20 protein-coding genes and 1 tRNA gene are annotated in these 24,785 nt (G+C 73.3%); 10 read left to right on the top strand and 11 right to left on the bottom strand.

From position 1 onward, the window contains the following. The first annotated feature begins 52 nt into the window (after nt 1-52). The 3 genes from AAT21_RS14195 (at nt 53) to AAT21_RS14185 (ending at nt 2,554) form a co-directional block, all read left to right on the top strand. On the top strand, nt 53-415 hold the full coding sequence (locus AAT21_RS14195) for an STAS domain-containing protein (protein WP_046777402.1): 363 nt from the start codon (nt 53-55) through the stop codon (nt 413-415). A 151-nt stretch (nt 416-566) separates the two neighbouring features. Continuing rightward, nucleotides 567-1,304 carry a restriction endonuclease gene (locus AAT21_RS14190; RefSeq protein WP_046776923.1) on the top strand — a complete coding sequence of 246 codons (738 nt, stop codon included), beginning with the start codon at nt 567-569 and terminating at the stop codon, nt 1,302-1,304. Continuing rightward, nucleotides 1,301-2,554, top strand: a complete 1,254-nt coding sequence (locus AAT21_RS14185; protein WP_046776922.1) for a phospholipase D-like domain-containing protein — start codon at nt 1,301-1,303, stop codon at nt 2,552-2,554. The genes AAT21_RS14190 and AAT21_RS14185 overlap by 4 nt, the downstream gene beginning before the upstream one ends. 336 nt (nt 2,555-2,890) lie before the next feature. Here the strand turns inward: AAT21_RS14185 and AAT21_RS14180 are convergent, their stop codons facing one another. The 10 genes from AAT21_RS14180 to AAT21_RS14135 all read right to left on the bottom strand — a co-directional run bounded on the left by AAT21_RS14180 (nt 2,891) and on the right by AAT21_RS14135 (nt 16,884). Further along, nucleotides 2,891-3,835 (bottom strand): ABC transporter permease, encoded by a 945-nt coding sequence (locus AAT21_RS14180; RefSeq protein ID WP_079025624.1) that lies wholly within the window; start codon nt 3,833-3,835, stop codon nt 2,891-2,893. Next, nucleotides 3,832-4,911 (bottom strand): ABC transporter ATP-binding protein, encoded by a 1,080-nt coding sequence (locus AAT21_RS14175; protein WP_079025623.1) that lies wholly within the window; start codon nt 4,909-4,911, stop codon nt 3,832-3,834. The genes AAT21_RS14180 and AAT21_RS14175 overlap by 4 nt, the downstream gene beginning before the upstream one ends. A 308-nt stretch (nt 4,912-5,219) precedes the next feature. Then, nucleotides 5,220-5,375, bottom strand: coding sequence for a VenA family class IV lanthipeptide (locus AAT21_RS38020; protein WP_167350579.1), 156 nt, complete (start codon nt 5,373-5,375; stop codon nt 5,220-5,222). 60 nt (nt 5,376-5,435) lie between these two features. Further along, complete coding sequence (gene lanL / locus AAT21_RS14165) at nt 5,436-8,096, bottom strand: class IV lanthionine synthetase LanL (protein WP_046776921.1); 2,661 nt, start codon at nt 8,094-8,096, stop codon at nt 5,436-5,438. A gap of 1,305 nt (nt 8,097-9,401) precedes the next feature. Further along, nucleotides 9,402-11,027: an alpha/beta hydrolase gene (locus tag AAT21_RS14160; RefSeq protein ID WP_046776920.1), complete on the bottom strand. Its 1,626-nt coding sequence runs from the start codon at nt 11,025-11,027 to the stop codon at nt 9,402-9,404. Nucleotides 11,028-11,425: 398 nt separating this feature from the next. Next, a complete protein-coding gene (locus AAT21_RS36730) occupies nt 11,426-13,237 on the bottom strand; it encodes a M48 family metallopeptidase (protein WP_046776919.1) in 1,812 nt (603 codons plus the stop codon). After that, nucleotides 13,234-13,902 (bottom strand): RNA polymerase sigma factor, encoded by a 669-nt coding sequence (locus tag AAT21_RS14150; RefSeq protein ID WP_046776918.1) that lies wholly within the window; start codon nt 13,900-13,902, stop codon nt 13,234-13,236. The genes AAT21_RS36730 and AAT21_RS14150 overlap by 4 nt, the downstream gene beginning before the upstream one ends. Beyond that, entirely contained in the window at nt 13,895-14,179 is a 285-nt protein-coding gene (locus AAT21_RS14145) for a hypothetical protein (RefSeq protein WP_046776917.1), read from the bottom strand. The genes AAT21_RS14150 and AAT21_RS14145 overlap by 8 nt, the downstream gene beginning before the upstream one ends. A gap of 119 nt (nt 14,180-14,298) precedes the next feature. Beyond that, the gene (locus tag AAT21_RS14140) at nt 14,299-15,411 is read right to left on the bottom strand and encodes a mechanosensitive ion channel family protein (protein WP_046776916.1); all 1,113 of its coding nucleotides are present in this window, start codon (nt 15,409-15,411) and stop codon (nt 14,299-14,301) included. A gap of 195 nt (nt 15,412-15,606) precedes the next feature. Then, nucleotides 15,607-16,884 carry a hypothetical protein gene (locus AAT21_RS14135; RefSeq protein ID WP_052757771.1) on the bottom strand — a complete coding sequence of 426 codons (1,278 nt, stop codon included), beginning with the start codon at nt 16,882-16,884 and terminating at the stop codon, nt 15,607-15,609. Nucleotides 16,885-17,071: 187 nt separating this feature from the next. Here AAT21_RS14135 and AAT21_RS37475 point away from each other — a divergent pair. The 5 genes from AAT21_RS37475 to AAT21_RS14115 all read left to right on the top strand — a co-directional run bounded on the left by AAT21_RS37475 (nt 17,072) and on the right by AAT21_RS14115 (nt 22,536). Continuing rightward, nucleotides 17,072-17,144 (top strand) — tRNA-Arg (locus tag AAT21_RS37475). An 89-nt stretch (nt 17,145-17,233) separates the two neighbouring features. Beyond that, nucleotides 17,234-18,388 carry a leucine-rich repeat domain-containing protein gene (locus AAT21_RS14130; protein ID WP_046777397.1) on the top strand — a complete coding sequence of 385 codons (1,155 nt, stop codon included), beginning with the start codon at nt 17,234-17,236 and terminating at the stop codon, nt 18,386-18,388. Continuing rightward, the gene (locus AAT21_RS14125) at nt 18,385-20,100 is read left to right on the top strand and encodes an ankyrin repeat domain-containing protein (protein WP_046776915.1); all 1,716 of its coding nucleotides are present in this window, start codon (nt 18,385-18,387) and stop codon (nt 20,098-20,100) included. Before AAT21_RS14130 ends, AAT21_RS14125 begins: the two co-directional genes overlap by 4 nt. Continuing rightward, the gene (locus tag AAT21_RS14120) at nt 20,097-21,299 is read left to right on the top strand and encodes an AAA family ATPase (protein WP_046776914.1); all 1,203 of its coding nucleotides are present in this window, start codon (nt 20,097-20,099) and stop codon (nt 21,297-21,299) included. The genes AAT21_RS14125 and AAT21_RS14120 overlap by 4 nt, the downstream gene beginning before the upstream one ends. 16 nt (nt 21,300-21,315) lie before the next feature. After that, nucleotides 21,316-22,536: a vWA domain-containing protein gene (locus AAT21_RS14115; protein ID WP_235438784.1), complete on the top strand. Its 1,221-nt coding sequence runs from the start codon at nt 21,316-21,318 to the stop codon at nt 22,534-22,536. Nucleotides 22,537-22,571: 35 nt separating this feature from the next. Here AAT21_RS14115 and AAT21_RS14110 read toward each other — a convergent pair whose 3' ends face one another. Continuing rightward, nucleotides 22,572-23,303, bottom strand: coding sequence for an alpha/beta fold hydrolase (locus AAT21_RS14110; RefSeq protein ID WP_046776913.1), 732 nt, complete (start codon nt 23,301-23,303; stop codon nt 22,572-22,574). Nucleotides 23,304-23,407: 104 nt separating this feature from the next. Between AAT21_RS14110 and AAT21_RS14105 the strand changes: the two genes are divergently transcribed. Beyond that, nucleotides 23,408-23,863: a hypothetical protein gene (locus tag AAT21_RS14105; RefSeq protein WP_046776912.1), complete on the top strand. Its 456-nt coding sequence runs from the start codon at nt 23,408-23,410 to the stop codon at nt 23,861-23,863. 166 nt (nt 23,864-24,029) lie between these two features. Next, nucleotides 24,030-24,740 (top strand): VanZ family protein, encoded by a 711-nt coding sequence (locus AAT21_RS14100; RefSeq protein WP_046776911.1) that lies wholly within the window; start codon nt 24,030-24,032, stop codon nt 24,738-24,740. The last annotated feature ends 45 nt before the right edge of the window (nt 24,741-24,785 follow it).

Here is a 24,785-nt window from a genome sequence, read left to right as displayed (position 1 = left end):
AGGCGGTTTCGGCAATGCGAACGCACATGTGGGGAAGGCAGACGTGAACAGCATGGACACACAGAACGCCGAGGCGCGCAGCCACGTCGAAGCCCGGTCCGACGGGGACGTGCGCATCGTGGTGATGGCGGGCGAGTTCGACATGGACAACGTGGCCGATCTGCGGACGGCCATGGATCCCGCGGCGCCCGGTGTCGCCCGGTTCGTACTGGACGTGGCCGGGGTGACCTTCGTCGACTCGACCGCGCTCAGCGTCATGCTGCAACCGGCGCTGGACAGGCCGGTGGTCCTGGCGGGGACCGTGCCCAGACGGCTGGCCCGGCTGCTGGAACTCACCGGTGCCGAACTGGCCTTCGCCACGGCCGCCAGCGTGGCGGAGGGCACGGTCATGATCGTCCCGCCTCGCCAGGGCTGACCGGGCCACCGCGATCGGAACCCTTCCTACCGGTTTGAGAACCGGAATCCCGGCCATACGGGCGTCGAACAGGCTTCGGCTCCGCCGCGGCCCGCGCTCCGCTCCCGGGCCGGGCCGGGGCCTTTGTGCCGGGGCGGGGAGGGGAACGCTGATGACCACACCTGAGGAGGACGCGCCCGCGTCCGTACGCGCAGGATCCCTGGGACGCGACGCGGTGCTCGCGCTCGGGCTGCTCGGCATCGCCGTCGCAGGCGTGGCGGCCTTCGTGAAGGCCGCTCCGGGCAGCGGGGGCGGGCTCCCGCTTGCTCCGGTCGCCATCCTGATCGTGCTGGTGGCCGGGTCGCTCATGGCGCGGTGGAGCCTGGCTCCCGGCCGGCGCCGGGGCCGTCCCGTACGGCCCTCGGGGTACGCGGAGCCGACGGCGGACCTGCCGGACGTCGCGGGTGATGCCATCGACCACGCCGCGGTCGACGCCGACGGTTTTGAACACACGGTGGCCGCCCTGTGCGCACGGGACGGCTGCACCTCGGTGGAGGTGGTGGGCGGCGCGGGCGACCTCGGCGCGGACGTCCTCGCGACGACGGCGGACGGACGCCGGGTGGTGCTCCAGTGCAAGCACTACGCCGAGGACAACCGGGTCGGCTCGCAGGACCTCCAGCGCTTCGGCGGAACCTGCTTCGCGGTCCATGAAGCCGATGTCGCCGTCATCGTGACCACCAGTTCCTTCACCGCGCCGGCCGCCGAGTACGCCGATGCCTGCGGGATCGTCCGCGTGGACGGCGAAGCTCTGGCGGCCTGGACCGACCTCCGGGCGCCTGCCCCGTGGGAATCCGGCGCCGGCGACCCCGCACCGTCCGCATCCACCCCTGCCCGAGGAGCCTCGTCATGACGACCACCGACACCGGCACCACCCCCTCCGGGGGGACGGAGGCACTCGGCGCGAAAGCCGTTCCGCAGCGCGGGGCCGACGGGGCCGACGGGGCCGACGAGCGCATTCGGCGTATCCGCCGACGGCTGGAGCGCCTGATCGGCATCGCCGCCACGGAGGGGAACTCCGTACGTCCGCTGCGCAACGGCGACGAGATCTTCACCGCGATGCTGGACGCCGTCTCCTCCGCACGGCACACCGTCGACATGATGACCTTCGTCTACTGGAAGGGCGACATCGCCCGCCGGTTCGCCGAGGCCCTGGCCGAACGGGCGCGCCACGGTGTCCGCGTACGGCTGCTGCTGGACGGCTTCGGCAGCCGTCTGATCGAGCAGGACCTGCTGGACCGGATGAGCACGGCCGGGGTGGACGTGGCGTGGTTCCGCAGACCCGCCTTCCTCTCCCCGCTCAAGCAGAACCACCGCTGTCACCGCAAGGTCCTCGTGGTCGACGAACGGACCGCCTTCACGGGCGGCGTCGGCATCGCGCAGGAGTGGTGCGGGGACGCCCGCAACCCGAACGAGTGGCGGGACACGCACGCCGAGGTCCGCGGGCCGGCCGTCGACGGGATCGCCGCGGCGTTCGCCCAGAACTGGGCGGAGTGCCATCCCGAACTCTTCGACGAACGCGACCGTTTCGTGGATCACGAGCCGGCCGGCTCCGCGGTCGTCCAGGTGGTGCGCGGCTCGGCCGCCTTCGGGTGGCAGGACATGCAGACGCTGATGCGGGTCGTCCTGGAATCGGCGGAGGAGCGCGTACGCCTGGCGACCGCGTACTTCGCGCCCGACGACTACTTCGTCGAGCTGCTGTCCGCCACCGCCCGCCGGGGCGTCGGTGTCGAGATCCTGCTGCCCGGCCCGCACACCGACAAGCGGGTGTGCCAACTGGCAGGTCAGCACCACTACGAGGCCCTGACCGCCGCGGGCGTGCGCATCCACCAGTACCGGCCCACGATGATGCACGCCAAGATCATGACGATGGACGGGGTGGTCTCCCTCATCGGCTCGTCGAACTTCAACCGGCGCTCCCTCGACCACGACGAGGAGGTCATGCTGGCCGTCATGGACCCGGCCGTCACCCGCACCCTGGACGAACACTACGACCAGGACCTCCGGGCCAGCATCCGCATCGCCCCGGAGCGCTGGCGCCGCCGCTCCGTCCTCCACCGCGCCCGAGAACTCTCCATCCGCCCGCTCCGCCGCTTCCTTTGAACGGCAGCGGCGTCCTCCTTCCGATGCGCCGGGAGATTCGGGTCGCTTACCCTTCTCGTGCCATTCGGACAAGGGGGACGGGATGAATTCGGGTCGAACGCGTGCGGGAATGTCGCTCATTCTTGACATCTGTGAGACACCTTCACGACACCGCGCGGAGAATGTCCTTCCGTAGAGGCACGGACTCGGCTCGCGGGGAGACGCAGAAAGTATCGGCGAACGCAATACCGGTCCGAGGGGGACGGATATTCGACGTCGGCCGGTCTCCCGAACTCATCCGGAGAAGTCGGGGGGGCAGTGCGGCCCGGATGGTGACAGGCTGTTACGGGGGCCGTCTCAGTCGGGGCGCTTGAAGCGGTGAGCCGCCCAGAGGAGTGCCAGGGCTCCGGCCGCCAGGAGGGCCGCGGCTTCGAGGGCCAGCGGGGGGCGGCTGCCGAACCACTCGATGCCCGCCGCGGTGGCCCGGTCCGGCAGCCGGAGCGTGATGGAGCGGCGGAGCAGGTCCACCCCGTACGCGATGGGATTCACGGCGGCCAGGGAGCGGGCCCAGCCCGGCAGGCTGTCGAGGGGGAAGAACCCGCCGGACAGGAACAGCAGGGGCATCATGACGACGCCGAGCAACATGTGGAAGACCTCGGCCCGTTGCAGGCTCACGGCCAGGGCCAGGGACAGGGCGGTGATGGTGAACGAGGCCAGGATCATGCCGCCCATGAGCAGCGCCAGGAGCAGCGGATCGTAGGGCAGCCCCACGGCGCCGGCCATGGCGAGGAGAACCGCGCCCTGCACCGCGGCGACGGTCGTGCCTCCGGCGCAGCTGCCCAGGAGCAGGGTGGTGCGGCTGACCGGGGCCATGAGGAGTTCACGCAGGTAGCCGCTCTGCCGGTCGGTGATCAGGCGGATGCCGACCATGATGGCCGGTGTCTGGACCGTCATCATCAGCATGCCGGGGAAGAGGTAGGTCTGATAGCCGACGCCGAGCGTCGAGGTGGGGATCAGAGCCGCCAGCCCGCCGCCGAGGATGAAGAGGTACAGAACCGGCTGGAGCAGCATGAGGGCGGTGTGCGTGGGCTGGGAGGACAGGCGCAGCAGGTCGCGGTGGACCAGGGCGTGGACCGCGCGCAGTTCACGCCGCAGCCGGGTCGGCTCGCGGCCGGGGGTGTCAGGGGGCGCGGCGGCGTCCGGGGTCGCGGGGGCGTCCGGGGGCGCAGGGGGCGCGGAAGTACCCGCGTCCCGGTGCTCGGGGGCGGGTGCGGGGGCAGGGGCGGGTTCGGGTGCGGTCATGCGTCCTTACCGGTTTCCGGCTGCGGGGGCCGTGCCGTGGTGATGCTGCGGCCGGTGTGGTGGAAGAAGACGTCGTCGAGGGTGGGCGGGGTCGCGGACGCGGCTCGTACGGGGATCCCGTGGGCCTCCAGCGCCGCGCACAGGCGCGGGATCCAGGCGCTTCCGTCGGGTACGCGCAGGCAGAGGCCGTCGGCGTCCAGGGTGAGGGCGGTGTCCGGCGGAGCGGTCTGGTGGACGACCTGTCGGGCCCTCGTGTCGTCGCCGGTGCGCAGCACCACCCGGTCGTCGCCGATCGCGGCCCGCAGGGCGAACGGTGTGCCCTGCGCGACCAGGCGGCCTGCGTCGATGATGGCGAGGCGGTCGCAGTTCTCCGCCTCCTCCAGGTAGTGGGTGGTGACGAAGAGCGTGGTGCCGTGCCGTTCGCGCAGGGTGCGCAGGTGGTCCCAGACCTGGGCGCGGGCGTGCGGGTCGAGCCCGGTCGTCGGCTCGTCCAGGAAGAGGATGCGGGGCTCGTGCAGCAGGCCGCGGGCGATCTCCAGGCGTCGGCGCATGCCGCCCGACAGGGTGCGGACCGGGGAGCGCCGGCGGTCGGTGAGTGCGACCGCCTCCAGCGTCTCGCCGACGCGGCGGCGGGCGTGGCGGCGGCCCATCCCGTAGAGGCGGGCGTGGATGTACAGATTCTGTTCGGCCGTCAGGTCCGGGTCCAGGGCGCTGTGCTGGAAGAGCATGCCCACGTTGCGGCGTACGCGGTCGGGCCGGGCGACCACGTCGGTGCCGGCCACGACGGCTCGTCCCGCGGTGGGGCGGGCCAGGGCGCACAGCATGGCGATGGTGGTGGACTTGCCGGCGCCGTTCGGGCCGAGGAAGGCGAAGGTCTCGCCTTGGCTCACGTCCAGGTCCAGGCCTCGGACGGCGTGGACAGCGGTGCCGTCCGGGCCCGGGTAGCTCTTGACGAGGCCGTGGGTGCTGATGGCGTACGCCGGTTCGGGCGCGGACCGGGTGCTGTCCGGGTCCTCGGGTGCGGCTGTCAGGAGGAGGGCCCGAGCGGGGGCGTCGTCACCGGCGTGCGGCTTCATGGTCGGTCCTCGTCTGCGAGGTGTCTTCTGCGGACTCGGGGTGTACGTACGGGTGTTCGCCGGGTATGGGTCGGGTGGTGCTCCGGCCGGTGGCTGCTGCGGGGCAGCCACCGGCCGGAGGTTGTCGGGCCCTGCTCGTGTCGGCTCCGGCCCGGTTCCGCAGGGGGAACATCCGGTGTTCCCCCTGCGGTGTCCGGTGCCCTGTGTCCGGTGTCCGGCGGCGGGCCGACGAAACATCCGTCGTCCTGTCCGCCGGGCCGTGCCCGAGCCCGGGCCTGCGCCCGGGCCGAGAGGGCCCGTGGTAGGGGTCAGGCGCAGCTGATGCCCACACAGACGGTGTTGAGCAGCGTCAGCAGGCCGACGCACTCACAGGTCGCGGCGAACGGGGCTCCGTCGACGCCGACCGGGTCGGTCTCCGGAAGGGCGTGCAGGTGAGCCAGCAGTTCGAGGTCGCGGTTCTCCATGACTTTCTCCTTCTCTGTGACGTGGCGGCAGGGTCCCTGCCGCTCAAACCGGCTGCCGGATCAGATCATCCAGCGCCGGGGTCCTGTGTGGCGGATACGCAGGAGGAAGGCCAGGATTCCTGCGGATCCGTCGCTCCAGCTCGTCGATACGTCCCCGTACTCGTTGGGGAAGACGACGTGGCGGGATCGGTGGGCCCGTTCGGCGACGACGAGTCGGGCCAGGTGTTCGGCCATGGTGCGGTACGACGGTTCCCCCGTGGCGTCGGCCATGTCGAGGAGGAAGTCGCCGTTGCCCGCGAGTCCGTGGCATTGGGTGAGGGCCGCGCGGGAGGCGCGTTCGACGACGGCGTGCGTCGCGCGGTGGGCGAGGTCGCCGTAGCGGTCGTCTCCGGTGGCCTGCCAGAGCCGTACGAGGAAGGTGCCGATGCCGGCCGACCCGTGGCACCAGTACGGGGCTGTGGGCGGGTCCGTCGCCTGCGCCGGCCACTGGGCGGCCTCGCCGACGAGCACGGCGTGGGCCACCAGGTGTTCGCCCGCCGCGACCGCCAGCTCGGTGTACTCGGGCCGGTCCGCGACGGTCGCGGCGGCGAGGAGGAAGCAGCCGATGCCCGCGGTTCCGTGCGCGAAGCCCAGGTAGCGTTTGCCCGCCTCCTCGGAGACGGCCTCCGCGGGAACCGGCCAGCTCACCCCGGACGGCTCGCGCCGCGCGGCCGCGGCCAGCCGGTCGGCGGCGTCGACGACCAGCTCGGCCAGGCGCGGGTCCTTGGTGCGGTGCCACAGGTGGGCGGCGGCGAGTCCGCTGCCTGCCGAGCCGTGGGTGATGTCATGGCTGGGCGTCGGTACCTGTGGCGCGAGGGCGAGGGCCAGGGCGTGGTCCATGAGGGCGCCGTCACCGAGGGCGTGTCCGGCGTCGTACAGGGCCCAGGCGGTGCCGCGGCCGCCGAAGTGCAGGCCGGGGCGTACGGATTCCAGGTCGGTGCGGGCCGCTGTCCAGTGGCCCGCGGCGGCCATCGCCTCCGGCAGGCGCGGGTCACCGGTGGCCTCGAAGTACTGGGTCAGGACGGCCAGTACGCCGGCCGCACCCTGCTGGACGGTGCACGGGTCGGTCTCCCCCGCCATGGTGGAGACGGGCCAGAGCCGCTTGTCGTCGTGCGGGGTCATCGCATCGACGAGGTGCTCCACGATGCCCGCCACGGCGGTCTGCGTCCCGTCGTCGTCCGCGCTGGTGCGACGCCCGGTGGCGCCGGGGTGGGGCGGGAGCTTCCGTTCCGTGCCGCGGAGCGCCTCGCCGGCCCTGGCGGGGTCCCACCTCTCGGCGGGGTCGTCCCGCATCAGCCCGAGGATGGTCTCGCGCAGTACGGGCGGGAGGTCGAGCGTCGCGTCGCAGGCGGCCAGCCATGCGGCGAGCCGCTGCTCCGAGGGCCTGGTGGCGGGCTCCTCCGGCAGCAGGTTGGGGACCTTCCCGGCGAGGACGAAGCACACGGTGGCGCCGAGGCTGTAGTAGTCGGCGGTCGGCGAGACGGGTGCGTCCTGCAGGCGCTCGGGGGCGCTGAAGCCGGGGGTTCCGACCGTCGTCGGGAGGGCGGTGTCGTCGCCCAGGACGGCGAGTTCCAGGTCTATGAGGCGTAGTTCGCCGTCCGGTCGGACCATGATGTTGCCGGGGGTGAAGTCCCGCAGGACGCAGCCGTGGGCATGGGCCGCGGCGACGAGGTCGACCAGGCGGGCCGCCTGGGCCAGGGCGTCGATACGGTACCGCTCGCTCCCGGCGTCGCGGAAGTGCTCCGCGACCCAGTTGCGCAGGGGCACGCCGGGTATCTCCTCCTGGGCCAGGAACAGGTGTCCGGCGTGCTCGAACATCGCGACGGCCTCCGGTGCCAGGCCCGTGCCGGCCAGCTGCTCCAGGATCCTCGCCTCGGCGCGCAGCCAGTCCCGTACGTCGGATCCGGACGCGTCGGCCTCCACGTGCGGCCGGGCCTCCTTGATGACCACGGGTGCGCCTGTGGTGACGTCCGTCCCCCGGTAGACACCGCCCTTGTTGGTGTGGCGGATGGCCTCGCGGACCGAGAAGCGGCCGCCGAGCAGTACCGGCCCGCTCGCTTCCCTCCCCTGGCGGGGCGGGGCGGGGACCGAGGCGGGGAAGGGGCTGACGGCCCAGGAGGGCGGGGAGTACCGGCCGGTGCGCTTGTCCTCGACGGGGTTGCCGTCGGGGTCCTCGATGAACCACACCAGCAGACCGTCGTCCGAGAGCCGGCGGCGGCCGACGAAGGCGCCGTAGCGGTAGTGCACCAGACTGTTCACGGCGTAGGCCTGGTCCGACAGGATCCGGGGGCCGGCCAGCCCCGCCGTGGCCTTGTGCAGTTCCAGGGCGATGCGGGCCGCGTCGGTGTCCGAGCGGGGGTAGACGGTGATGAACTTGCCGGAGCTCCCCCGCGGTGTGGCACGGGAGTTGAGTGCTCCCACCTTCTCCAGGGACCGGGCGAACTTGAACGCCGAGTCCTCCTGCAGCAGCACGTCCAGGGATCTGGCGAGGACGGCGGGCGCGGAGGCGGACGTCGCCGACACGTGCAGCTTCCATCCCTGATCGCGTTGGGTGGCGGTCAGGGGGGTGAGGCGGCACCACATCTCGTCTGCGTCGGTGGTCCAGCGCGGGCCCGTACCGGAGGCGTCCAGCGCCCGGCGGAGCAGCTCTTCGAGGTCGACTTCGGTTGCGTGGCTCGTCATGCCTGTCCCTCTCAACGGCGAGGACCGCTGGTTGGAATATGCCTTCGGTAACGAAGAACGTATCGGCCGTGCCGGACGGACGTCACTGGGTGCGACGAAGCGCACGGTGTCATTGCGTCACCGGATGGTGTCAACCGGCGCAGAAAAGAAGCACACAGGAGCGCGCGGGGGTAAATGTCTTTGTGCGCCTGCCCGGTGGGCGCGCCTGAAGGGGACCGGGTCTCGCGAATTCCCAGGCTCGCGCATCAGAATGAGAAGTTCCGGAATTGTCGCCGGTTTCTCCACCGACCGGTGGTCGCATTTCTTGCGGTCGCCGCGAACACTATCGGTGGGCTGCTGCCGTGCTACAGCTTTCCTGCTGTCCGTCCTGCCGTAAAGAGCCTTATTCCGCCGCGGCGCCGACCAGCGCAAGAATGCGGACCTGCGGCCCGCCCGGGGCGCGGTCACCCGCGTGACCTGCAGCGTCCGGGAGGTTGAGCGGTCAACAACTGCCGTGCGGTCGCGCGGCATTGACCGAAAACGACGGCGGGGGGTTTCCGTCGGCCGATCAAGGAATTCATGCCTGATGAGGTCACCGATACGACAGTGGTTCACGGTGCCTCCTTTATCGCCGGGGCCGGACCACCGATGCCCCCGCACCCGGTGCCGCATTCGGCGTGCGGCGTTGGGGGGGGCGGGGGCACGCCGACGGGCCCGGGCGCGCGGTGGTGCGGGCGGGGTCCCGGTGGCGGGTTCAGCGGAGCCGGAGCAGCGGGGTGACCCTCTGCTGAAGCGGCAGGCATCGTCGATGGGCTCCGCGGCGTGCTGATCTCAGGCCTCTACGCCCGGGCCGCCCGTGCCGCTCCCTTCGGATCACCCTGTCGACCGGCTGCCCGCCGAACGGATCGCGATCCGAGCCCTGCTCTGCTCCCGGGGGTCAGAATGGGCACCGGGAGTTCCAGGACCGGGTGCGTAGCAGGGGGACACGTGTCGACGTCGGTACGACGGTGGGTATGGGGCGGCTGGGCGGTGCTGGTGCTCGTCGGTGGTGTGGCCACCTGGTATCTCGAGGGATCCGCGAACGCCCCGGCCGACCCTCCCCGTTGGGAGCGGCCTTCCGGACCTGCGCAGACGCTGGTCACCTGCCCGAGTGGGGACTCGGGGGCCTCGGGCGGCCCGGGCGACTGCGCATTCTGGGAACGGAGTTAGGGCGGTGGGGACGCCACGGGCAGGGGTGTCCGGGCCGACAGTGTCGTGTGCGGTGAGGACCAGCAGTTCCTCGTGCATGCGCCCGTGATCCCTGGCGCGCGCCGCGCTCCCCGCCCGTCAGGAGAAGGGGGTACGGTCCGCGCGGCAGACCGTGCCGGGGGGCGGGAGAGTGCCGTCGACGAAGTAGCGGCTCTCGTACGCGCTGATGCAGCTGCTGCCGTTGTTGAACAGCGCGGTGTGCCCGTACCCGTCGTTGGTGAGCAGGCGGGCGTCGGCCAGCTCGGCGGCCATGGCCTGGGCGCCGGCGTAGGGGGTGGAGGGGTCGTACCGGGTCCCGATCACCAGGACGGGGCGGGCCGTGGGGGTGTTCCACGGGCCGTCGTACCCGGCGGCGGCCCGCGCCGGCCAGGTGGCGCACGGCTGCGCCGCCCACGTCCAGAAGCGTCCCGCGTGGCCCGCCCGGCGGGCGCTGTCCTCCTCCAGGCGCTGGTACGCGGCGGGGTCGCGCGGGTTGGGGCTGTCGGCGCACCACACGGCGGCCGCCTGTTCGTCCCCCAGGTACGGGTTGGGCTCGGCGACCGGGGGCGGCGGCGGGTACTCCGGGGGCTCGGGGGCCCGGCCCTGCGACAGCGCCTGGAGCCGGCTCGCGAGGGCGGTCCAGCCGGGGTCGACGATGTAGAGGGAGTTCACCGTGTCGGCGACCGTCCTGGCGTACGTCCACGGGCCGATCGGGCGCTCCCGCAGCTGCTGCATCAGCCGGTCGAACTTCTCGCGGGTGGCCTCGGGGCTGCCCGCCGAGAAGGCGCAGCGGGCCGTCGGCGCCGATCCGCACAGGGTGAGGAACCGGTCCAGGGTGGCCGCGGCGGTGCGGTCCGAGCCCATGCGCAGGAGGGTCGTGGTGCGGGGATCGTCCTGTGCGGGGTCGCCGGTCCAGGCCCGGGGGGCGATGTTGCTGTCGAGGACCATGGCGCGGACGTTGCCGGGGAAGAGGTTGGCGTAGGTGGCGCCGAGGATCGTGCCGTAGGAGACGCCGAGGTAGTTCAACTGCCGCTCGCCGACCGACCGGCGGAGCAGGTCGAGGTCCCGGGCGGTGTCGGCGGTCGACACGTGGCGCAGGAGGCCGGGGTCGCGCTTCTCGCAGAGCCGGCCGAGATCCTCGTAGGCGTCGGTCCAGGCCTTGCGCTCCTGGGCACCGACCGGGAAGCCGGCGGGTGGGCGGGTCGCCCAGGCCTTCGCCTCGTCGGTGGTGCCGAAGCAGTTCACGGCCGTGCTGCTGCCGATCCCGCGCGGGTCCCAGCTGACGATGTCGAACCGTTTCCGCAGTTCCTCGGGGAAGGCGTCGTAGTTCTGCGGAACCTGTACGGTCCCGGGGCCTCCGGGACCGCCGGGGTTCACGAACAGGGTGCCGATGCGCCGGGCGGGGTCGGTGGCCTGGCGGCGTACGACGGCCAGGTCGATGGTGCGGCCGGCGGGGGCGGCGTGGTCGAGCGGCACCTTCGCCGTGGCGCAGTCCCACGGGCTGCCGGGCCTGCACGGACCCCAGTCCAGCCGCGGTACGGCCACCGAGGGTGTCGGCGAGGGCGGTACGGGTGCCGTGGGCGCGGCCGGCGGGGGCGTCGGCGCGTCGGGCGGGCTCCCTGCCGCCGCGGGGCCTGGCCCGGTGAGCAGTGCCGAGCATGCCAGCGCCGCGGTGAGGACCGCTGCACGGCGCCGGCGGCCGGTGGTGGGACCTGGTGCGGACATGCTCCGCCCTCCTCGGTCACGGCGAGGGCTCGGTCCGGCGGTCGATGCCGCCGCATCGGTACACACGCCCCTGTCACCACGAAACCGCGATCGGGCGGCCCGCGCGAGCCGGGACCGGGCCCGTCGGGGCTGGGGCCCGGTGGGGGGCTGATCACCGCAACTGTGCCGGCACCACCGGCCCGGTCTTTCTGACGGAGTACGTCTGCGGCGGTACGCTGCCCGCCGCCGGCAGTCTGGACGCCCTTCCCGGCATCACCGTCCCCGACCACGTGATCACCGATCTCCTCGGCTACTTCACGACCGGTAGCCCCACACCGCCCCCTCCCCCGCAGGACACCCCACAGCTGCGGCCCCGCACGCGACGTGCGGGGCCGGAGCTGTCTTTCAGGGGCTGCCTTTCAGGGCCGGACCCCGGACAGCGGGCCCGAGCCGAACGGGGCCTCGGAGGTCGTCGGCACGGTGACGGTCCCGCCGTACCGAGCCGGTGACGCGTCCTGCTCGCCCCTGCCGGACCACAGGAGCCCGCCGATGGCGAGGCCGGCCAGCAGGATGCCGATCGTGATCACCCCCACCGTCCTGGCCCGTTCGACCCGCTCCTCCGACTGTCCGCTGTCGTCCGTGCGGTGCCGCTGCGGCGCGGGCGGCACCTCCGCCCCGGGCTGCTCGTGCACGTCGATGCCGCGGCCGGACAGGAACAGTACGAGCCGGGAGACCTCGCGGGGCTGCCGCACCGCGTCCACCACCAGGCTCTCCAGGCGGGGTCCGGCCGCGGCCCGGCCGGCGGGCCCGGTGCGGACGAGGGCCAGGACGGCCTCGGCGAGGACGGCCAGCGGCTCCCCGTCGTCGCGGAGCCCCTTGGGCAGGCGTTCTGCGAGGCCGCGGGCCAGGGGCATGCGCTCGCCTGCCTCCAGGAGGCGCAGTACCTCGTGGAGGCAGGCGGGCCGCCCCGGCTCGAGGCGGTCGCGGGCCGCCGCGAGGAGCGCTGGTGCGAACCGGGCGTCGCGCCACCGCTCCACCCACTTCTCCCAGGGCAGCAGCATCGCCGATCCGTACCCGGCTTCGGGGAGCAGCCAGGCCGTCTGAGTGGGGACGAGGTCGGGCAGGAAGTCCCCGTCCGGCCGGAACGACACCGGTGCGGTGAAGGGCCCGCCCTTCATCAGGTGACGGCACCGCACGGCGAGGTCCGGGTGGGAGGCGCCGAGCTCGGAGGCGGTGGCCGCCGGGGTGCGGAACAGGCTGGCCTGGAGTTCTTGCAGCCCGGGCCGCATTCCGGGCGCTGCCACGATGCGGGCGAAGCCCGGGAACGGGTCGGCCGGCAGGAAGCCCTCGGGACCCTGCTCCAGGTACGTCCTGCGGTAGTGCGGCCACAGGACATCGGCGAGTGCCGATTTCGCGAGGGCGTCGGCCAGGACCGGCGCTTCGCAGACGGTGGCCGCCAGGGCGTCCGCCTCCAGCTCCTGCCGCCTGCGCAACGGCTGGACGAGGCCGCGGAAGAGCCACCGGTGGACTCCGACCAGGAGCCTCGGGTAGCCCGCGTACATGGCGACGAAGCGGTTGACTTCGGCGAGCTGCGTCATCGACTCGCTGAAGGCTGCCAGGCTCGTCTCCAGTCGAGCGGTGAAAGCGCGGGAGCGGTGGTGGCCCAGGGCCAGGTGGGCGAGTTCGTGGGCCACCACGGCCCGGACCTGCTCCCGCGTGAGGACGGCCAGCAGGGGAAGGCCGACGGAGAGGACGTTGCGCCCTGGGGACAGTCCCAGGTGGCGGCTGCCCTCGTCGGTCATCCGGGCGGCCGCCACGCCGGTGAGCCGTAGGGTCACCGGCTCGGTGATGTGCAGCTCAACGGTCAGTGCACGGACCAGCGCGTGGAGCGCGGGGGCCTCGTGAGCCGCCGGGTCCGTGCTCGCGTCCGGTGTCTCGTCCACGAAGAAGAGTGAGCGGTGGGCGGACTTGAGGAGGATGTAGACCAGGGGTGCGGTCCCTGCGGGGAACAGGAAGACCATGCCGGGGAACATGTCGGCCGACGCGAAGGTGGTGATGTGGAAGGCGCCGAGGACGAGGGTCGCCCACAGGAGGAGGGAGACCGCGATGCCCGCGTGGAAGCTGAGCAGGAGCGCCGCGGCGAGGACGAGCCGGAGACTTCCGGTATGAGTACGGGTACCGGTACGGGTACGGACAGGGGCGCTGGTGGAGGGGTGCTCTCCCGTGGTCATCGGCGGCCTCCTCCGCCTCGGCCCGCTCCGGCTGCTCCGCCCTCGTCGCCGGCCTCCCGGATGCCCCTCGCGAGCCAGACGGCGGCGTCGTGGAGGGCGATGAAGAGCGGGTCGCCCAGCGGCGTGAGGAACCCGTCACCGGACGAGACCTGCCCGGTGCCGAAGCCCAGGCTCGCACGCAGCTTCTTGCGCGCCCGGCTGGCGGCGGTGTGGACGCTCCCCAGGGACTCCCCCAGGGCCTCGGCGGCTTCCGGTCCGGTCATCTCGCACATGCCGACCAGGACCATGACCCGCCGCTCCTTGAGGGGCAGGCCGCCCAGCGCGGCGAGGATGTCGAGCACCTTCATGCGCTCGTCGACGGGGCAGTCGCCGGGGAGCACCACGTCGTAGTGGGGTATCGGCCGAAACCGGTCCAACAGCCGCTCGTAATCCCGCAGGTACTGGACCATGACCTTGCGCGTGTACGCCTTCGGGTGGGTGATCCGCTCCCACCTCTTGCTCGCTTCGGTGCAGGCGTACTGGGCGGCGTCCTGCGCGGTGTGCTCGTTGCCCGTGATCGCCTTCGCCGCGGCGACGAGCCGGGGGAAGTAGTCCGCGTAGAACTCCTCGAAGGGGACTCCGGACGGTTCGTCGGGTGTGCCGGGGGCGGGGGTCGTGTCATGCACGGCGCTGCCCCCGTCCCCGGCTGTGCGGATTGCCCGACACCGGCCGGTCGCCGGCCGGCGCGACGGCCGCTCCCGTGCGGACCGTCAGCGTCGTACCGTCGCAACGGTGGTCGACGAGGACCGCGTCGGGCCCGCAATGGCCGGCGAGTTCGACCATCGCCCTGGAACGGGTCTCCTCGACCCGGCGGGCGGCGTGCCGCCGGACGGCCTCCCTGGCCAGTTGGAGCGCTGCCCCGACGAGGGCAAGCAAGAGTGTGAACAGGACCTCCGGTGTCATGCGGTCTCCTTACGCGCCGGACGCTGCCCTTGCAGTGTCCTGCCCCTTCGGTGGGGCGCGGAGGCCGTTTCCCTGACATGCCATCGTGTGGAGATTCCGTGAAGACCCGGGGTGGTGTCTCAGCGGTCACTGTCCGTGAGGATCGACGGTGACATCGTGCGCTGGTGGGGGACGGGCGCGGGGGAGGCGGGCGGCGCCGGGAGTTCGTCCCGCTGGAGGGCGATCGTGTGCGTCGGGGCGGGGATCGAGATGCCCTCGGCGCGGAAGCGACGGTGCAGGCGTTTGATGAACTCGTGCTTGATCCGGTACTGGTCGCTGAACTCGCCGACGCCCAGGATGACGGTGAAGTTGATGCGGGAGTCCGCGAACGTGTGGAAGCGGACGGCGCCTTCGTGGTCGGGGACCGCGCCGTTGATGTCGGCCATCACCCCGTCGACGACCTCCAGGGTCACCCGCTCGACGTGCTCCAGGTCGCTCTCGTAGCCCACTCCCACCTGGACGAGGATCGAGAACTGCGCTTCCGGCTGGGTGAAGTTGGTCATGTTCGTGCGGGCGAGACGCGCGTTGGGGATGATGACCAGGTTGTTGGAGAGGTTGCGCACCACGGTGTTGCGCCAGTTGATGTCGACGACGTATCCCTCCTCGCCGCTGGTGAGCCGGATGTAGTCACCGGGCTGCACGGTCTTCGAGGCGAGGATGTGCACCCCGGCGAAGAGGTTGGCGAGGGTGTCCTGGAGCGCCAGGGCCACCGCCAGGCCGCCCACTCCGAGGGCGGTGACCAGGGGCGCGATGGACACGCCGAGGGTCTCCAGGGCGACGAGGACGCCCATCACGAGGACCACGATGCGCGTGATGTTGACGAAGATGGACGCCGAGGCTGCCACGCCGGTGCGCGTTCCCGCCATCGACTGGACGAGGCCGGCGACGACCCGCGCCGTGCTGAGCGTGGCGATGAGGATGAGCAGCGCGGTCAGGGACTGGTTCACGAAGCCCGAGACCCGCGCGGTGAGCGGCAGGGTGCCGGCGGCCACCGCGGCGCCCGCGATCAGGGCGGCGCCCGGGGCGATCGTGCGCAGCGCGTCGACGATGATGTCGTCGCCCCGCCAGCGGGTGCGCTCGGCGTGCCGGGCCAGCCACCGCAGGAGGGTGCGCAGCAGCAGCCCGGCCGCGGCGCCCGCCGCCAGGGCGATACCGGCGACCAGCCAGTCGTGCAGGACGAGGTCCCGGCTCAACGGACCCCCTCCTCTGCGCGGCGCCGGCCCGTGGGGGTGGCGGCGGGTGCCGCCGGCCGTCGTATGAGGTGTGTCGTCACCTTGTCACCTGTCAGTTCGTCGTGCTGTAGGGCGCGTTCGGGCGTGAGGACGCATCCGGAACGGGCTGCCATCCTGCCCCATGGCGGGGTGACACACCGCAGGCGGGGGCGGTGACTACCGTCGCACGGCGGCGTGTTGGAGGACGGCGCGGATCTCTGCCGTGATGGCGCTCTCGTTGCGTTCGAACTCGGGGCCGGTCAGGAGCTGGGGGTCGGCCGGCAGTCCGGTGAGCACCGGCGTGTGGAGGTGGCCGCCGGGCAGGTGCGGGGCGAGTTCGGCGCGCAGCCGGTTGGAGCGGTAGGCGACCTCGTTGGACAGGTAGCCGCCTCCTCCGCCGGCCACGGCGCGTGAGCCGGGCGTCGGGCCGTCGGTCCGGTCGACGGGAGCCGTGCCGCCCGCCGGGATCTCGGTCACCTTGCGGTTGAGGAGGACCGGGTACGGGGTCTGTACGGCGGCGGTGACCGCGTCGGCGGGCAGTGTGGTGCGGATGAACTCCGGGCCCGGGCCGAGGCCGGGGGCCGTGACCGGGCGTTCGCGGGTGCCGCCGGAGAGGGCGTTGGCGTTGTCGGGGTACGGGTCGGCGGACCGCGCCCGTCCCGCCCAGTCCTCCAGGGTGAAGATGCCGGGGTAGCCCTGGCTGACGGTGGTGATGATGTCGGCCGCGGCGGGTCCGGCGGCCAGGTGCGGGGCGAAGGCCCGCTCGACCATGCCGGCGTCGAAGTCGGCGTACCGCACGGGCAGGACCACGGCGCGGATCTCGGCCTGGCTGCCGTCGGCGAGCGTGACACGCCGTCCGTTGAGCTGGAGGGCGGCCGAGCCGGACGGGTTGGCGCGGCGGATCTCCGCGTCGAGCCCGAAGGGGTCGAACCCGCTGATGAAGATCCTGCGTACGCCGGGCGCCGTCCGGAAGGCGTTGTCGGTGAGGCCGCGGGAGGCGTCCTCGAAGCGGGACCGGAGCGCCGCCCGGTCCACGGTGAACTGCGGCTGCCAGCGGGCGAGTGCGGCGGTCATGCCGAGTCGCGCCCAGTACAGCGGCCGGTCGTCCCCGGGGGCGAGGTCGCCGCCGGGGCGCTGCGCCTGGGCCCGGCGGACGGAGGCCTGCCAGAGGGCCTGGCCCCAGGATGCGAGGAGCCGTTCGGCTTCGGCTTGGCTGCGTGTGGTGCAGAGGGCGGCGGGGAACCTCCCTGCGAAGTCCCCGAAACCGGCCCGCTCGACGAGGGCGGTGGTCCGGGGGTCCGCGAGCCGGGCCTGTTCGGCGTCGAGCGGTACGGACGCCGGGGGGCGGCAGGTGGACGGGTCGCCGGCGGTGGCGTGCGCGGGCGAGGCGACCGCCACGGGAAGGACGGTGGCGAGGAGGGCTGCGGCCGATGCCGCACGACGTAAGAACATCATGCGATGTGACATTACATAGCGGCTATGACCCCCACCAGGCACACCGGCCGCAGCCGCCATGACTGGCTCAACTCCACCACCGAGGCGTCCGGTGAGGCCTTCTCCCCCTCTTCGTCGGCCCCTATACCCGCCCAGTCCAAACTGGTGATCGATTTTCAGCCACCGCATGGGTATGATCGCCGACAGCAAGGCCGTAGCGCAGAGGTCGTCGCGCCCAAGCATCGAGCTGGAGGACGTCGGTTCGAATCCGACCGGTCTTGCGTCTTCTTTGAGCAGTATCTGAGCAGTATTCGTCTCTTCAAGTCGTGATGGACGCCGGGCACCGGCGAAGGAAACCGGTGGAGTGGTGATGACACAGCCGACACCCGTACGGTGCCCCGCGATCGAGCACCCCGATCTGCCACCGGCCGACCCGGCGGGCCTCGACCCGCTGCTCGCCCGGCTCGCCGCGGACCGCCCCGTCGAGACCGACGAGACCTTCCCGCTCGGAACCCTGCGCACCGACGGCCGCGTCGACCTGTGCAAGCAGGGCCTCGGCCCGGCCGGGGCCGCACGGCTGCTGCCGGCCGCCGCAGCCTCCCCGCACGCCACCCACCTGCTCCTCGGCACCAACGCCATCGGCGACACGGGCGCCCGCACCCTCGCCGACGCCCTCGCCGCCACCCGCCACCCCGCCGGGGGCCACGGGCTGCACACCCTCTACCTCGGCTGCAACCGGATCGGCCCCGACGGCCTGGACCCGCTCGCCGGAGCGCTCGCCGACGACACCACCGTCCGCGCCCTCTGGCTCAAGCGCAATCCGCTCTTCGCCGACGGCGCCCGGACCCTGGCCACGCTGCTGCGCCGCAACACCGCCCTGCGCACCCTCGACCTCGTCAACACCGGGATCGGCGCCGACGGCGTACGCCTCCTGCTCGACGCCCTGCTGGAGCGCGAACAGCCCCTGGAACGGCTCTTCCTCGGCGGCAACGGCCTCGGCCCCGACGCCGCCCCCGTGCTGGCCGCCCTGATCCGCGATGCCGGCGTCCGCGAGCTGTACGCCCCCGCCAACCACCTCGGTGACGAGGGCACCGCGACCCTCGCCGCCGCCGCCGACGACGCCGCGCACCCGGTCCGCCTCGGGCTCGGCGGCAACGGCATCGGCGCCGCCGGAGCCCGCGCCCTCGCCGCCTCCCTCGGTGGCATCGAGGCCCTCGACCTCGGCCGGACCCTGTCCGAGCGCAGCCTCGGGGCCCCCGGCAACCACACCGGCGACGAAGGGGCGTACGCCCTGGCCGCCGCCCTCCCCGGCAGCCCCCTGCGGCGGCTGGAACTGCGCCACACCGGTCTGACCGGACGCGGCGCCAAGAGCCTGCTCGCGGCCGTACACGACGACAGCCCGCTGGAGTACGTCGGGCTGGGGCCCGGACTCCCCCGCCGGGTGAAGCGCTCCTTCAGCGAACGGCTCCGCCCCGCCCGGGCCGCCCACCCCGACGTGCGGGCCATCGGCAGCGTGTACCGATGAGCCCTGCGAACGCGGAACCGGCCGGCGGCTTCCGGGCGGAGGACGGCCCGGCCTGGCAGCGGATCCGCCGCTACGCCGTACCCGGCTGGATGATCGAGCAGGCCACCGCGCACCGGCTGGCCGGCGACTGGCGGGCGGCCTGCGCGGCCGCCGGCGTGGACATCGATTTCGAGCTGCCCGACATCGAGGCCCGCTACGGTGCGACCGTGGCCGCGGCCGTGGCGGACGACCTGCGGCACTTCGCCCCGGACCTGCTGCGCTGGCATCTGCCCCGGTTCCTGGGCGGCCGCACCACCATCGCCCCCGACCTGCGGATCGTCCTCGCCGCCTACGACGGGCCCGGGGGGCCGGCCCTGTCGGTCACCACACCCGTCATGACCGAGGCCTCGCAGCGGCTGCGCCTGCACTGCGCGCCCGTCGTCATCAAGCGGAACAAGTACACGGGACGCGGCTTCGTCCCGGAGAACTGGACCGCGATCCGGCCGTTCTGGGACGCCCGCCATGCCGGCGAACTCGGCACGCGCTTCGCCGGACCGGAGCCGGACGGCCTCGCCGAGCGGATCGCCGGGCTGCGGGCCGCCGGGGACACGGTCGGCGCGTACGCGGCCGCGGGCATCACCTGCGACCTGACCGTTCCTCCCGCCCGGCCGTACCAGCGCCCGGCGAACCCGGAGGCGCTCCTCGCGGACCTGCCCGTCGACCTCACGCGGATCGCGCCCGAGGTGACCCGGCTCATGGCGGCCGGAGCGGGCGACCGGTACCGGCTGAGGGCCGACTGGCCCTACTCGGCCGTCCTGGAACACACCGGGCCGGACGGTCTCCTGATCCGCATCGTCCCGCAGGCCGAGGCGGCCCCCCTCCCGGCCCTGCCCCGGTACGCCTGGCAGCGCCTCCCCGACCTCGAACTGGTACGAACGGGCCGGATCTCCCCGCGCGAGCTGCACCCCCTGGTGGCCGCCGCACTGTTCCCCGACGCCGGCCCGGTCGTCGGGCCGCCCGGCCCCGACACGGACGGCCGCCCGGTACGGGTGCGCTGTCGCGGCGGATGGCACGAGGTGCGCTCGCGCGGCGGCGTACTCGACATACCGCACTCCCCCGAGGAACAGCAACGGGAGCGCGCCATGCGGGCGTTCGGCGGCGCCGTCTCGGGTTGTTTCGCCGTGCAGCAGATCTGGACCACGGGCGGGGGACGCCTGCCGCGCGGCCTGCGGGCCCAGCGGCACGAGCTCTTCCTGCGCGCCCAGCACGGCGACACTCCCGGTGTGGTGGCACTGCTGGACGCGGGCGTGGACCCGCGGATCCGGGACGGCCGCCACCGCGGGCTCCTGCACACGCTCCACCTGCTCGACCACGAGGTGCTCCTGCCACGGCTGCTGGCGGCCGGACTCGACCTGGAGGCGCGGGACAGGGCGTACCGCACCCCGCTGCTGTCCGCGGTGCACTGGGGCGGTTCGGTCGACCTGGTCAAGGCCCTGCTGGCAGCGGGCTCCCGGATCGACGTCCTGGACGAGATGGACCTGTCGGTGTCCCAGGAGATCCGCCGCTACAAGCGGACCGACCTCGCATTCCTCCGGGACCGCGTCGAGGAGGAGTTCCCCGGCAACGGCGCCGACTGGTTCGACGAGCACATCGAGGACTGGGAGGACGAGGACGCCGACGAAGCGGACGATGACGAGGACGCCGAGGACGAGGGCGAGGACGAGGACGCATGAGTGCCGCCCAGCCGCCGCAGCCCGCCCGGGCCCTGGCCGCCGCCGACGCCCTCGGCGCCCGCCTGGGTGCCACCCGTACCGAACCTGCCACCAGCCCTCAACTGGAGGCGCTGGCACTGGCGGTGACGGCCAATCAGCCCGTGCTGCTGTGGGGTGAGCCGGGCATCGGCAAGTCCGCCGGCATGGAGCAGCTCGCGACCGCGCTCGGCGTACCGCTGGAGACCGTCATCGCCAGCGTCCACGAGCCCTCCGACTTCGCGGGGCTCCCCATCGTCGGCGACGACCCCGCCACCACCGGCGTCCCCATGGCCCCGCCGGACTGGGCGGTGCGCCTCGCCCGTACCGGCCACGGGCTGCTGTTCTTCGACGAGTTGTCCTCCGCCCCGCCCGCCGTACAGGCGGCCCTGCTGCGGGTGGTCCTGGAGCGGCGAGTCGGCAGCCTGGAACTCCCGCCGGCGGTACGGATCGTCGCCGCGGCGAACCCGCCCGCCAGCGCCGCCGACGGCTGGCACCTCAGCCCGCCGCTCGCCAACCGCTTCGTCCACCTCGACTGGACGCACAGCCCGCGCACCGTGGCCCGCGGCATGGCCGGCACCTGGCCCGAGGTGGCGATCCCCACCGTCGATCCCGCCAAGGCGTCCGGGGCGGTCGCCCGTGCCCGTGGCGCCGTCTCCGGCTTCCTCACCGCCCGGCCGGGCCTGGTCCACCACATGCCGGCCGAGGCCGCCGGACGCGGCCGCGGCTGGCCCTCCCCCCGTACCTGGGAGATGGCCCTGCGGCTGCTGGCCACCGGGTACGCGGCGTCGACGGGCCGCGAGGCCCTGGCGGCCGCGCTCACCGGCGCCGTCGGTGAAGCGGCCGGGATCGAGCTGCTGTCCTACCTCGAACACCTCGACCTGCCCGACCCGGACCGGGTGCTGGCCGACCCGGACGCCTTCGCCCTGCCCGAGCGCGGCGACCGCCAGCTGGCCTTCCTGATCGCCGTGGTCGCGGCCGTGCAGAGCGAGCTCACCCGTCCCCGGTGGGAAGCGGGCTGGGCGGTCCTCGCCAAGGCCGTGGACGCGGGTGTGCCCGACGTCGCCGCCCGGGCCGCCGCCGACCTCGCGGCGATGCGTGACCTCGACTGGCCGGTGCCCGCCGGCATCGACGCCTTCGTGGAACTGCTCCAGCTGTCCGGCTCGCTGCCGGGCGGCGGCTGAACCCGGTCCGGCCACCGTGCGCCCGGACCCGCATCCGAAGCCGTACCCGGACCTGGGCCTGGACCGGGCGAAGCTGCTGGCGGCCCGTTACAAGGCGGCCGAGGCCCGTCCGTACCTCGCCTCCGCGCTGTACGCCCTGACCGTGGTCCCCTCGGCCTGCGTGCGCACTATGGGCGTCGACCGGCACTGGCGCTGCTACGTCTCCCCGGCCTTCGTCGAGACGACCCCGGTCGTCGAGTTGGCCGGAGTGTGGATCCACGAGGTGGCGCACCTGCTGCGCGATCACCACGGCCGGGCCGAGCGGTTGCCCGCCGCCGACCAGCGCGATCACGTACGGGTCAACATCGCCCAGGACTGCGAGATCAACGACGACCTGCTCGCCGACGGGCTCGCGCTGCCCGAGGGCCGGATGGAGCCCAGGCTCTACGGGCTGCCCACCGGCGGCCTGTTCGAGGCGTACCTGCCGGGTATCCCCCCGACCCCGCAGGGGCCGGACTGCGGTTCCGGCGCACACGGCACCCCGATGCCCTGGGAGCTGGGCGAGGACGGTGGCCCCGCCCGGGTCGGCCCGGTGGAGGCGGAGGCGCTGCGCCGGCAGACCGCCCAGGCCGTACGGGCACACCGGCGCGCGCGGGGCCAGGTCCCCGAGGGCTGGGCCCGCTGGGCCGAGGAGCTCCTGGAACCCACGGTCGACTGGCGCCAGGCCCTGGCCGGAGCGGTCCGCGAGGCCGCGGCCTGGGCCGCCGGCGCCGTGGACTACACCTACCGTCGCCCCTCGCGCCGCACACCGGCGCTCGGCGGCAGGGTGGTGCTGCCCAGCCTGCGCAGGCCGCTGCCGCGGGTGGCGATCATCGTCGACACCTCGGGTTCGATGGGCCCGGACGATCTCGCCGCGGCGCTCGCCGAAGTCACCGGCGTCCTGCGGGAGGTGGGCGTCGGCGGCAACCGGGTGGCCGTGCTGGCCTGCGACGCCGACGTGCACGCCGTGACGCGGGTCCGCAGTGCGGGTGAGGTGACGCTGGCGGGCGGCGGCGGTACGGACATGCGGGTCGGCATCAGCGCCGCGCTGGCCCTGCCGGACCGCCCGAACATCGTGGTCGTGCTGACGGACGGGTACACGCCGTGGCCGGACGAGACGCCTTCCTGCCGTCTGATCGCCGCGCTGGTCGGGGCGGCTCCGCCCGCGCCACCGTCCTGGGTGGAGACCGTACGCGTACGCGACATCGGCCCGGCATAGCCTTCGGCCGGCCGGGTGCCCGCCCGGGCCCGCGATCAGCCGCGTGCGGGCAGGTGGCGGGCGAAGCGGCGGACGGCCGCTGTGAACGCCTCCGGATCGTCGAAGTTCGCCAGGTGCCGTGCCCGAGGGATCAGTTCGATGCGGGCGTCCGGGTGCGCGCGGGCGAACTCCCGCTCGCCGGAACGGAAGACGGTGTCCTTCTCGCCGTTGAGGATGAGCACCGGAGCCGCCACGTGCCGCATCGCATCCGCGTCGAAGCGGCCGAGCACCTCTGCCCAGGCGGTCGGCAGGGTGTGGAAGGCGTACCCGGCGCGGATGGTCGCATCCACCACCTCGGGAGGGTAGAGCCGGCGCAGCAGGCGGTCGTTCCACCGGGTCAGCCGGTCCGCCGGGATGCGCGGAACGAGACCGGCGACCCACCGGTACGGCTTCGCCCAGGCGCCCTTCGTCGAGACGCTGGCCCCCGCGAGGACCAGCCCCCGCAGCAGTTCGGGGCGGCGGCGCGCGAACTCCAGCGCCGCGTAGCCGCCGAGGGAGTGTCCGACGACCAGGGCGGGGCCGCGGTCGAGCCGGTCCGCCGCGGCCGCGATGATCTCCGTCGCCGCGTCGAGGCTCCAGGGCTCGGCGGCGCGGGCGCCGTGGCCCGGCAGGTCCACCGCGGCGACCCGGAAGTCGTCCTGCAGGCCTCTGAGTTGGGGGCTCCATTGCCCCGCGCTGAACCGCGTCCCGTGGACAAGGACGATGGGCGGTACGTCCGTGGCGCTCATGGGTCCCCCTGATCCGATCTCTCCCCGGACGGCCGACCCTACCGGCACGAGGTCATGGCACCGGGAGGGGCCGCAGCCCCGCCGGATGGGGCATCATCGGGATCATGACGCATCACCCCCACCTGCCGACCACCGAGTCGGCCGTCACCGCGATACGGGGCGTCGCCACCGAGTACCGGCGGGCCATGACCGTGACCGAGGACATCGGCGCCGACCGGACGTCGCGGCGGACTTCCGCGCCGCTGTTCTCCGTCACCGATCCCGACGGGTCCCTGCCCCACGAGGCGTACCTGGAGCTGGGCGGCAGCCCGGCCGTCAGCATCCGGCTCTTCCCCGAGGGCGACGCGCAGATCACGGTGGACGACGTGGAGTTCCACGACCTCCCCCGCGACCACGTCCCGCCGTTCCTGACGTCCGTCTACGGCGGACTGGCCTTCGTGAAGGGCCGGTTCTTCCCGCCGGGCTACAAGCTCTGCGTCCCCCTTGCCGGCGACGAGACCTACCAGGAACACATCCCGGGCGTCTCGCTGACGCCCTGGCTGTCCGGACGGGTCCGCTGACGGACCACGGAGCCGGGCGGGGGCCGCCCGCGCGGTCCGGCAGCTCGCGCGGCCGGGCAGCCGTACCGGACCCCTCGCTGATCCATCACGGCGTACCGCGGGTGTATCGCGGGTGTATCGAAAAGCCCATACGCCACCGCAACGGCGCCGCGTGTCCCATGGGGGCATGAACCGTGACGCATCCCTGTCCGCACCGCCCCGGCCGCCGCGCCGCACGGGCGCGATCGTGCTCGCCGGCCTGGCGGTCCTGTGCGTGGCGGGCGCCGCGTTCGTCCTGCGGCGGCCGCTGATGATGTCCGTTCCGGCGTGCATGGCCGGGCGGTGGCACGGCTGCTTCGACACGTTCAACGGTGTGGTCCTCATGACGTTGGTCTCGCTGCCGTTGGCGGTGCTGGTGGCGTGGGTCCTGGCGCTCCGGCGGCGCTCCGGCGGTGTCCCGTCGGCGTGGCGGATGTCGCTGGCCGAGGTGGGCATGGTGCACGGAACGCTGCCGTGGGTCTGGATGATCCTGATGCCGGGCGCCGGGGCCGGTGTCGTTCCGGGCCGGGTGAGCCTGGTGCCGCTGCGGGACCTGATCACGATGGGGCCGCTCGGGATCGTGGGCAACCTGCTGGTCTTCGCGTCGCTGGGGTTCTTCGCCCCGGTGAGGTTCGCGGCGCTGGCCTCCGTACCGCGGATCCTGGCGCTCGGGGCGGGCTGCTCGATCCTGGTGGAAACCGCGCAGTACGTGCTGTGGCTGGACCGGGTGTCCTCCGTCGACGACGTCCTGGTCAACGCGACCGGTGCCGGGCTGGCCGCGCTGGCGTCGCGCCGCTGGTGGCGCACGGCGGAGCGGACGCCGTCGGACCCGCCCCGCCCGACACCCGTACCGGCATGAGGGCGGCCTGCCCGGTGCGGGACACGGCGGGGGGCATGGCGGGGG

The sequence above is a fragment of the Streptomyces yangpuensis genome, assembly GCF_001005295.1.
GTDB lineage: Bacteria > Actinomycetota > Actinomycetes > Streptomycetales > Streptomycetaceae > Streptomyces > Streptomyces yangpuensis.
This window is presented reverse-complemented; position numbering and strand designations above follow the sequence as displayed.

Excerpts from the sequence above, each read along its gene's own strand:
- AAT21_RS14135 (WP_052757771.1), bottom strand. The coding sequence starts at position 16,884 with ATGATGTTCTTACGTCGTGCGGCATCGGCCGCAGCCCTCCTCGCCACC.
- AAT21_RS14190 (WP_046776923.1), top strand. The coding sequence starts at position 567 with ATGACCACACCTGAGGAGGACGCGCCCGCGTCCGTACGCGCAGGATCC.
- AAT21_RS36730 (WP_046776919.1), bottom strand. The coding sequence starts at position 13,237 with ATGACCACGGGAGAGCACCCCTCCACCAGCGCCCCTGTCCGTACCCGT.
- AAT21_RS14180 (WP_079025624.1), bottom strand. The coding sequence starts at position 3,835 with ATGACCGCACCCGAACCCGCCCCTGCCCCCGCACCCGCCCCCGAGCAC.
- AAT21_RS14145 (WP_046776917.1), bottom strand. The coding sequence starts at position 14,179 with ATGACACCGGAGGTCCTGTTCACACTCTTGCTTGCCCTCGTCGGGGCA.
- AAT21_RS14185 (WP_046776922.1), top strand. The coding sequence starts at position 1,301 with ATGACGACCACCGACACCGGCACCACCCCCTCCGGGGGGACGGAGGCA.
- AAT21_RS38020 (WP_167350579.1), bottom strand. The coding sequence starts at position 5,375 with ATGGAGAACCGCGACCTCGAACTGCTGGCTCACCTGCACGCCCTTCCG.
- AAT21_RS14130 (WP_046777397.1), top strand. The coding sequence starts at position 17,234 with ATGACACAGCCGACACCCGTACGGTGCCCCGCGATCGAGCACCCCGAT.
- AAT21_RS14100 (WP_046776911.1), top strand. The coding sequence starts at position 24,030 with ATGAACCGTGACGCATCCCTGTCCGCACCGCCCCGGCCGCCGCGCCGC.
- AAT21_RS14160 (WP_046776920.1), bottom strand. The coding sequence starts at position 11,027 with ATGTCCGCACCAGGTCCCACCACCGGCCGCCGGCGCCGTGCAGCGGTC.
- AAT21_RS14110 (WP_046776913.1), bottom strand. The coding sequence starts at position 23,303 with ATGAGCGCCACGGACGTACCGCCCATCGTCCTTGTCCACGGGACGCGG.
- AAT21_RS14105 (WP_046776912.1), top strand. The coding sequence starts at position 23,408 with ATGACGCATCACCCCCACCTGCCGACCACCGAGTCGGCCGTCACCGCG.
- lanL (WP_046776921.1), bottom strand. The coding sequence starts at position 8,096 with ATGACGAGCCACGCAACCGAAGTCGACCTCGAAGAGCTGCTCCGCCGG.
- AAT21_RS14120 (WP_046776914.1), top strand. The coding sequence starts at position 20,097 with ATGAGTGCCGCCCAGCCGCCGCAGCCCGCCCGGGCCCTGGCCGCCGCC.
- AAT21_RS14195 (WP_046777402.1), top strand. The coding sequence starts at position 53 with ATGGACACACAGAACGCCGAGGCGCGCAGCCACGTCGAAGCCCGGTCC.
- AAT21_RS14125 (WP_046776915.1), top strand. The coding sequence starts at position 18,385 with ATGAGCCCTGCGAACGCGGAACCGGCCGGCGGCTTCCGGGCGGAGGAC.
- AAT21_RS14175 (WP_079025623.1), bottom strand. The coding sequence starts at position 4,911 with ATGAAGCCGCACGCCGGTGACGACGCCCCCGCTCGGGCCCTCCTCCTG.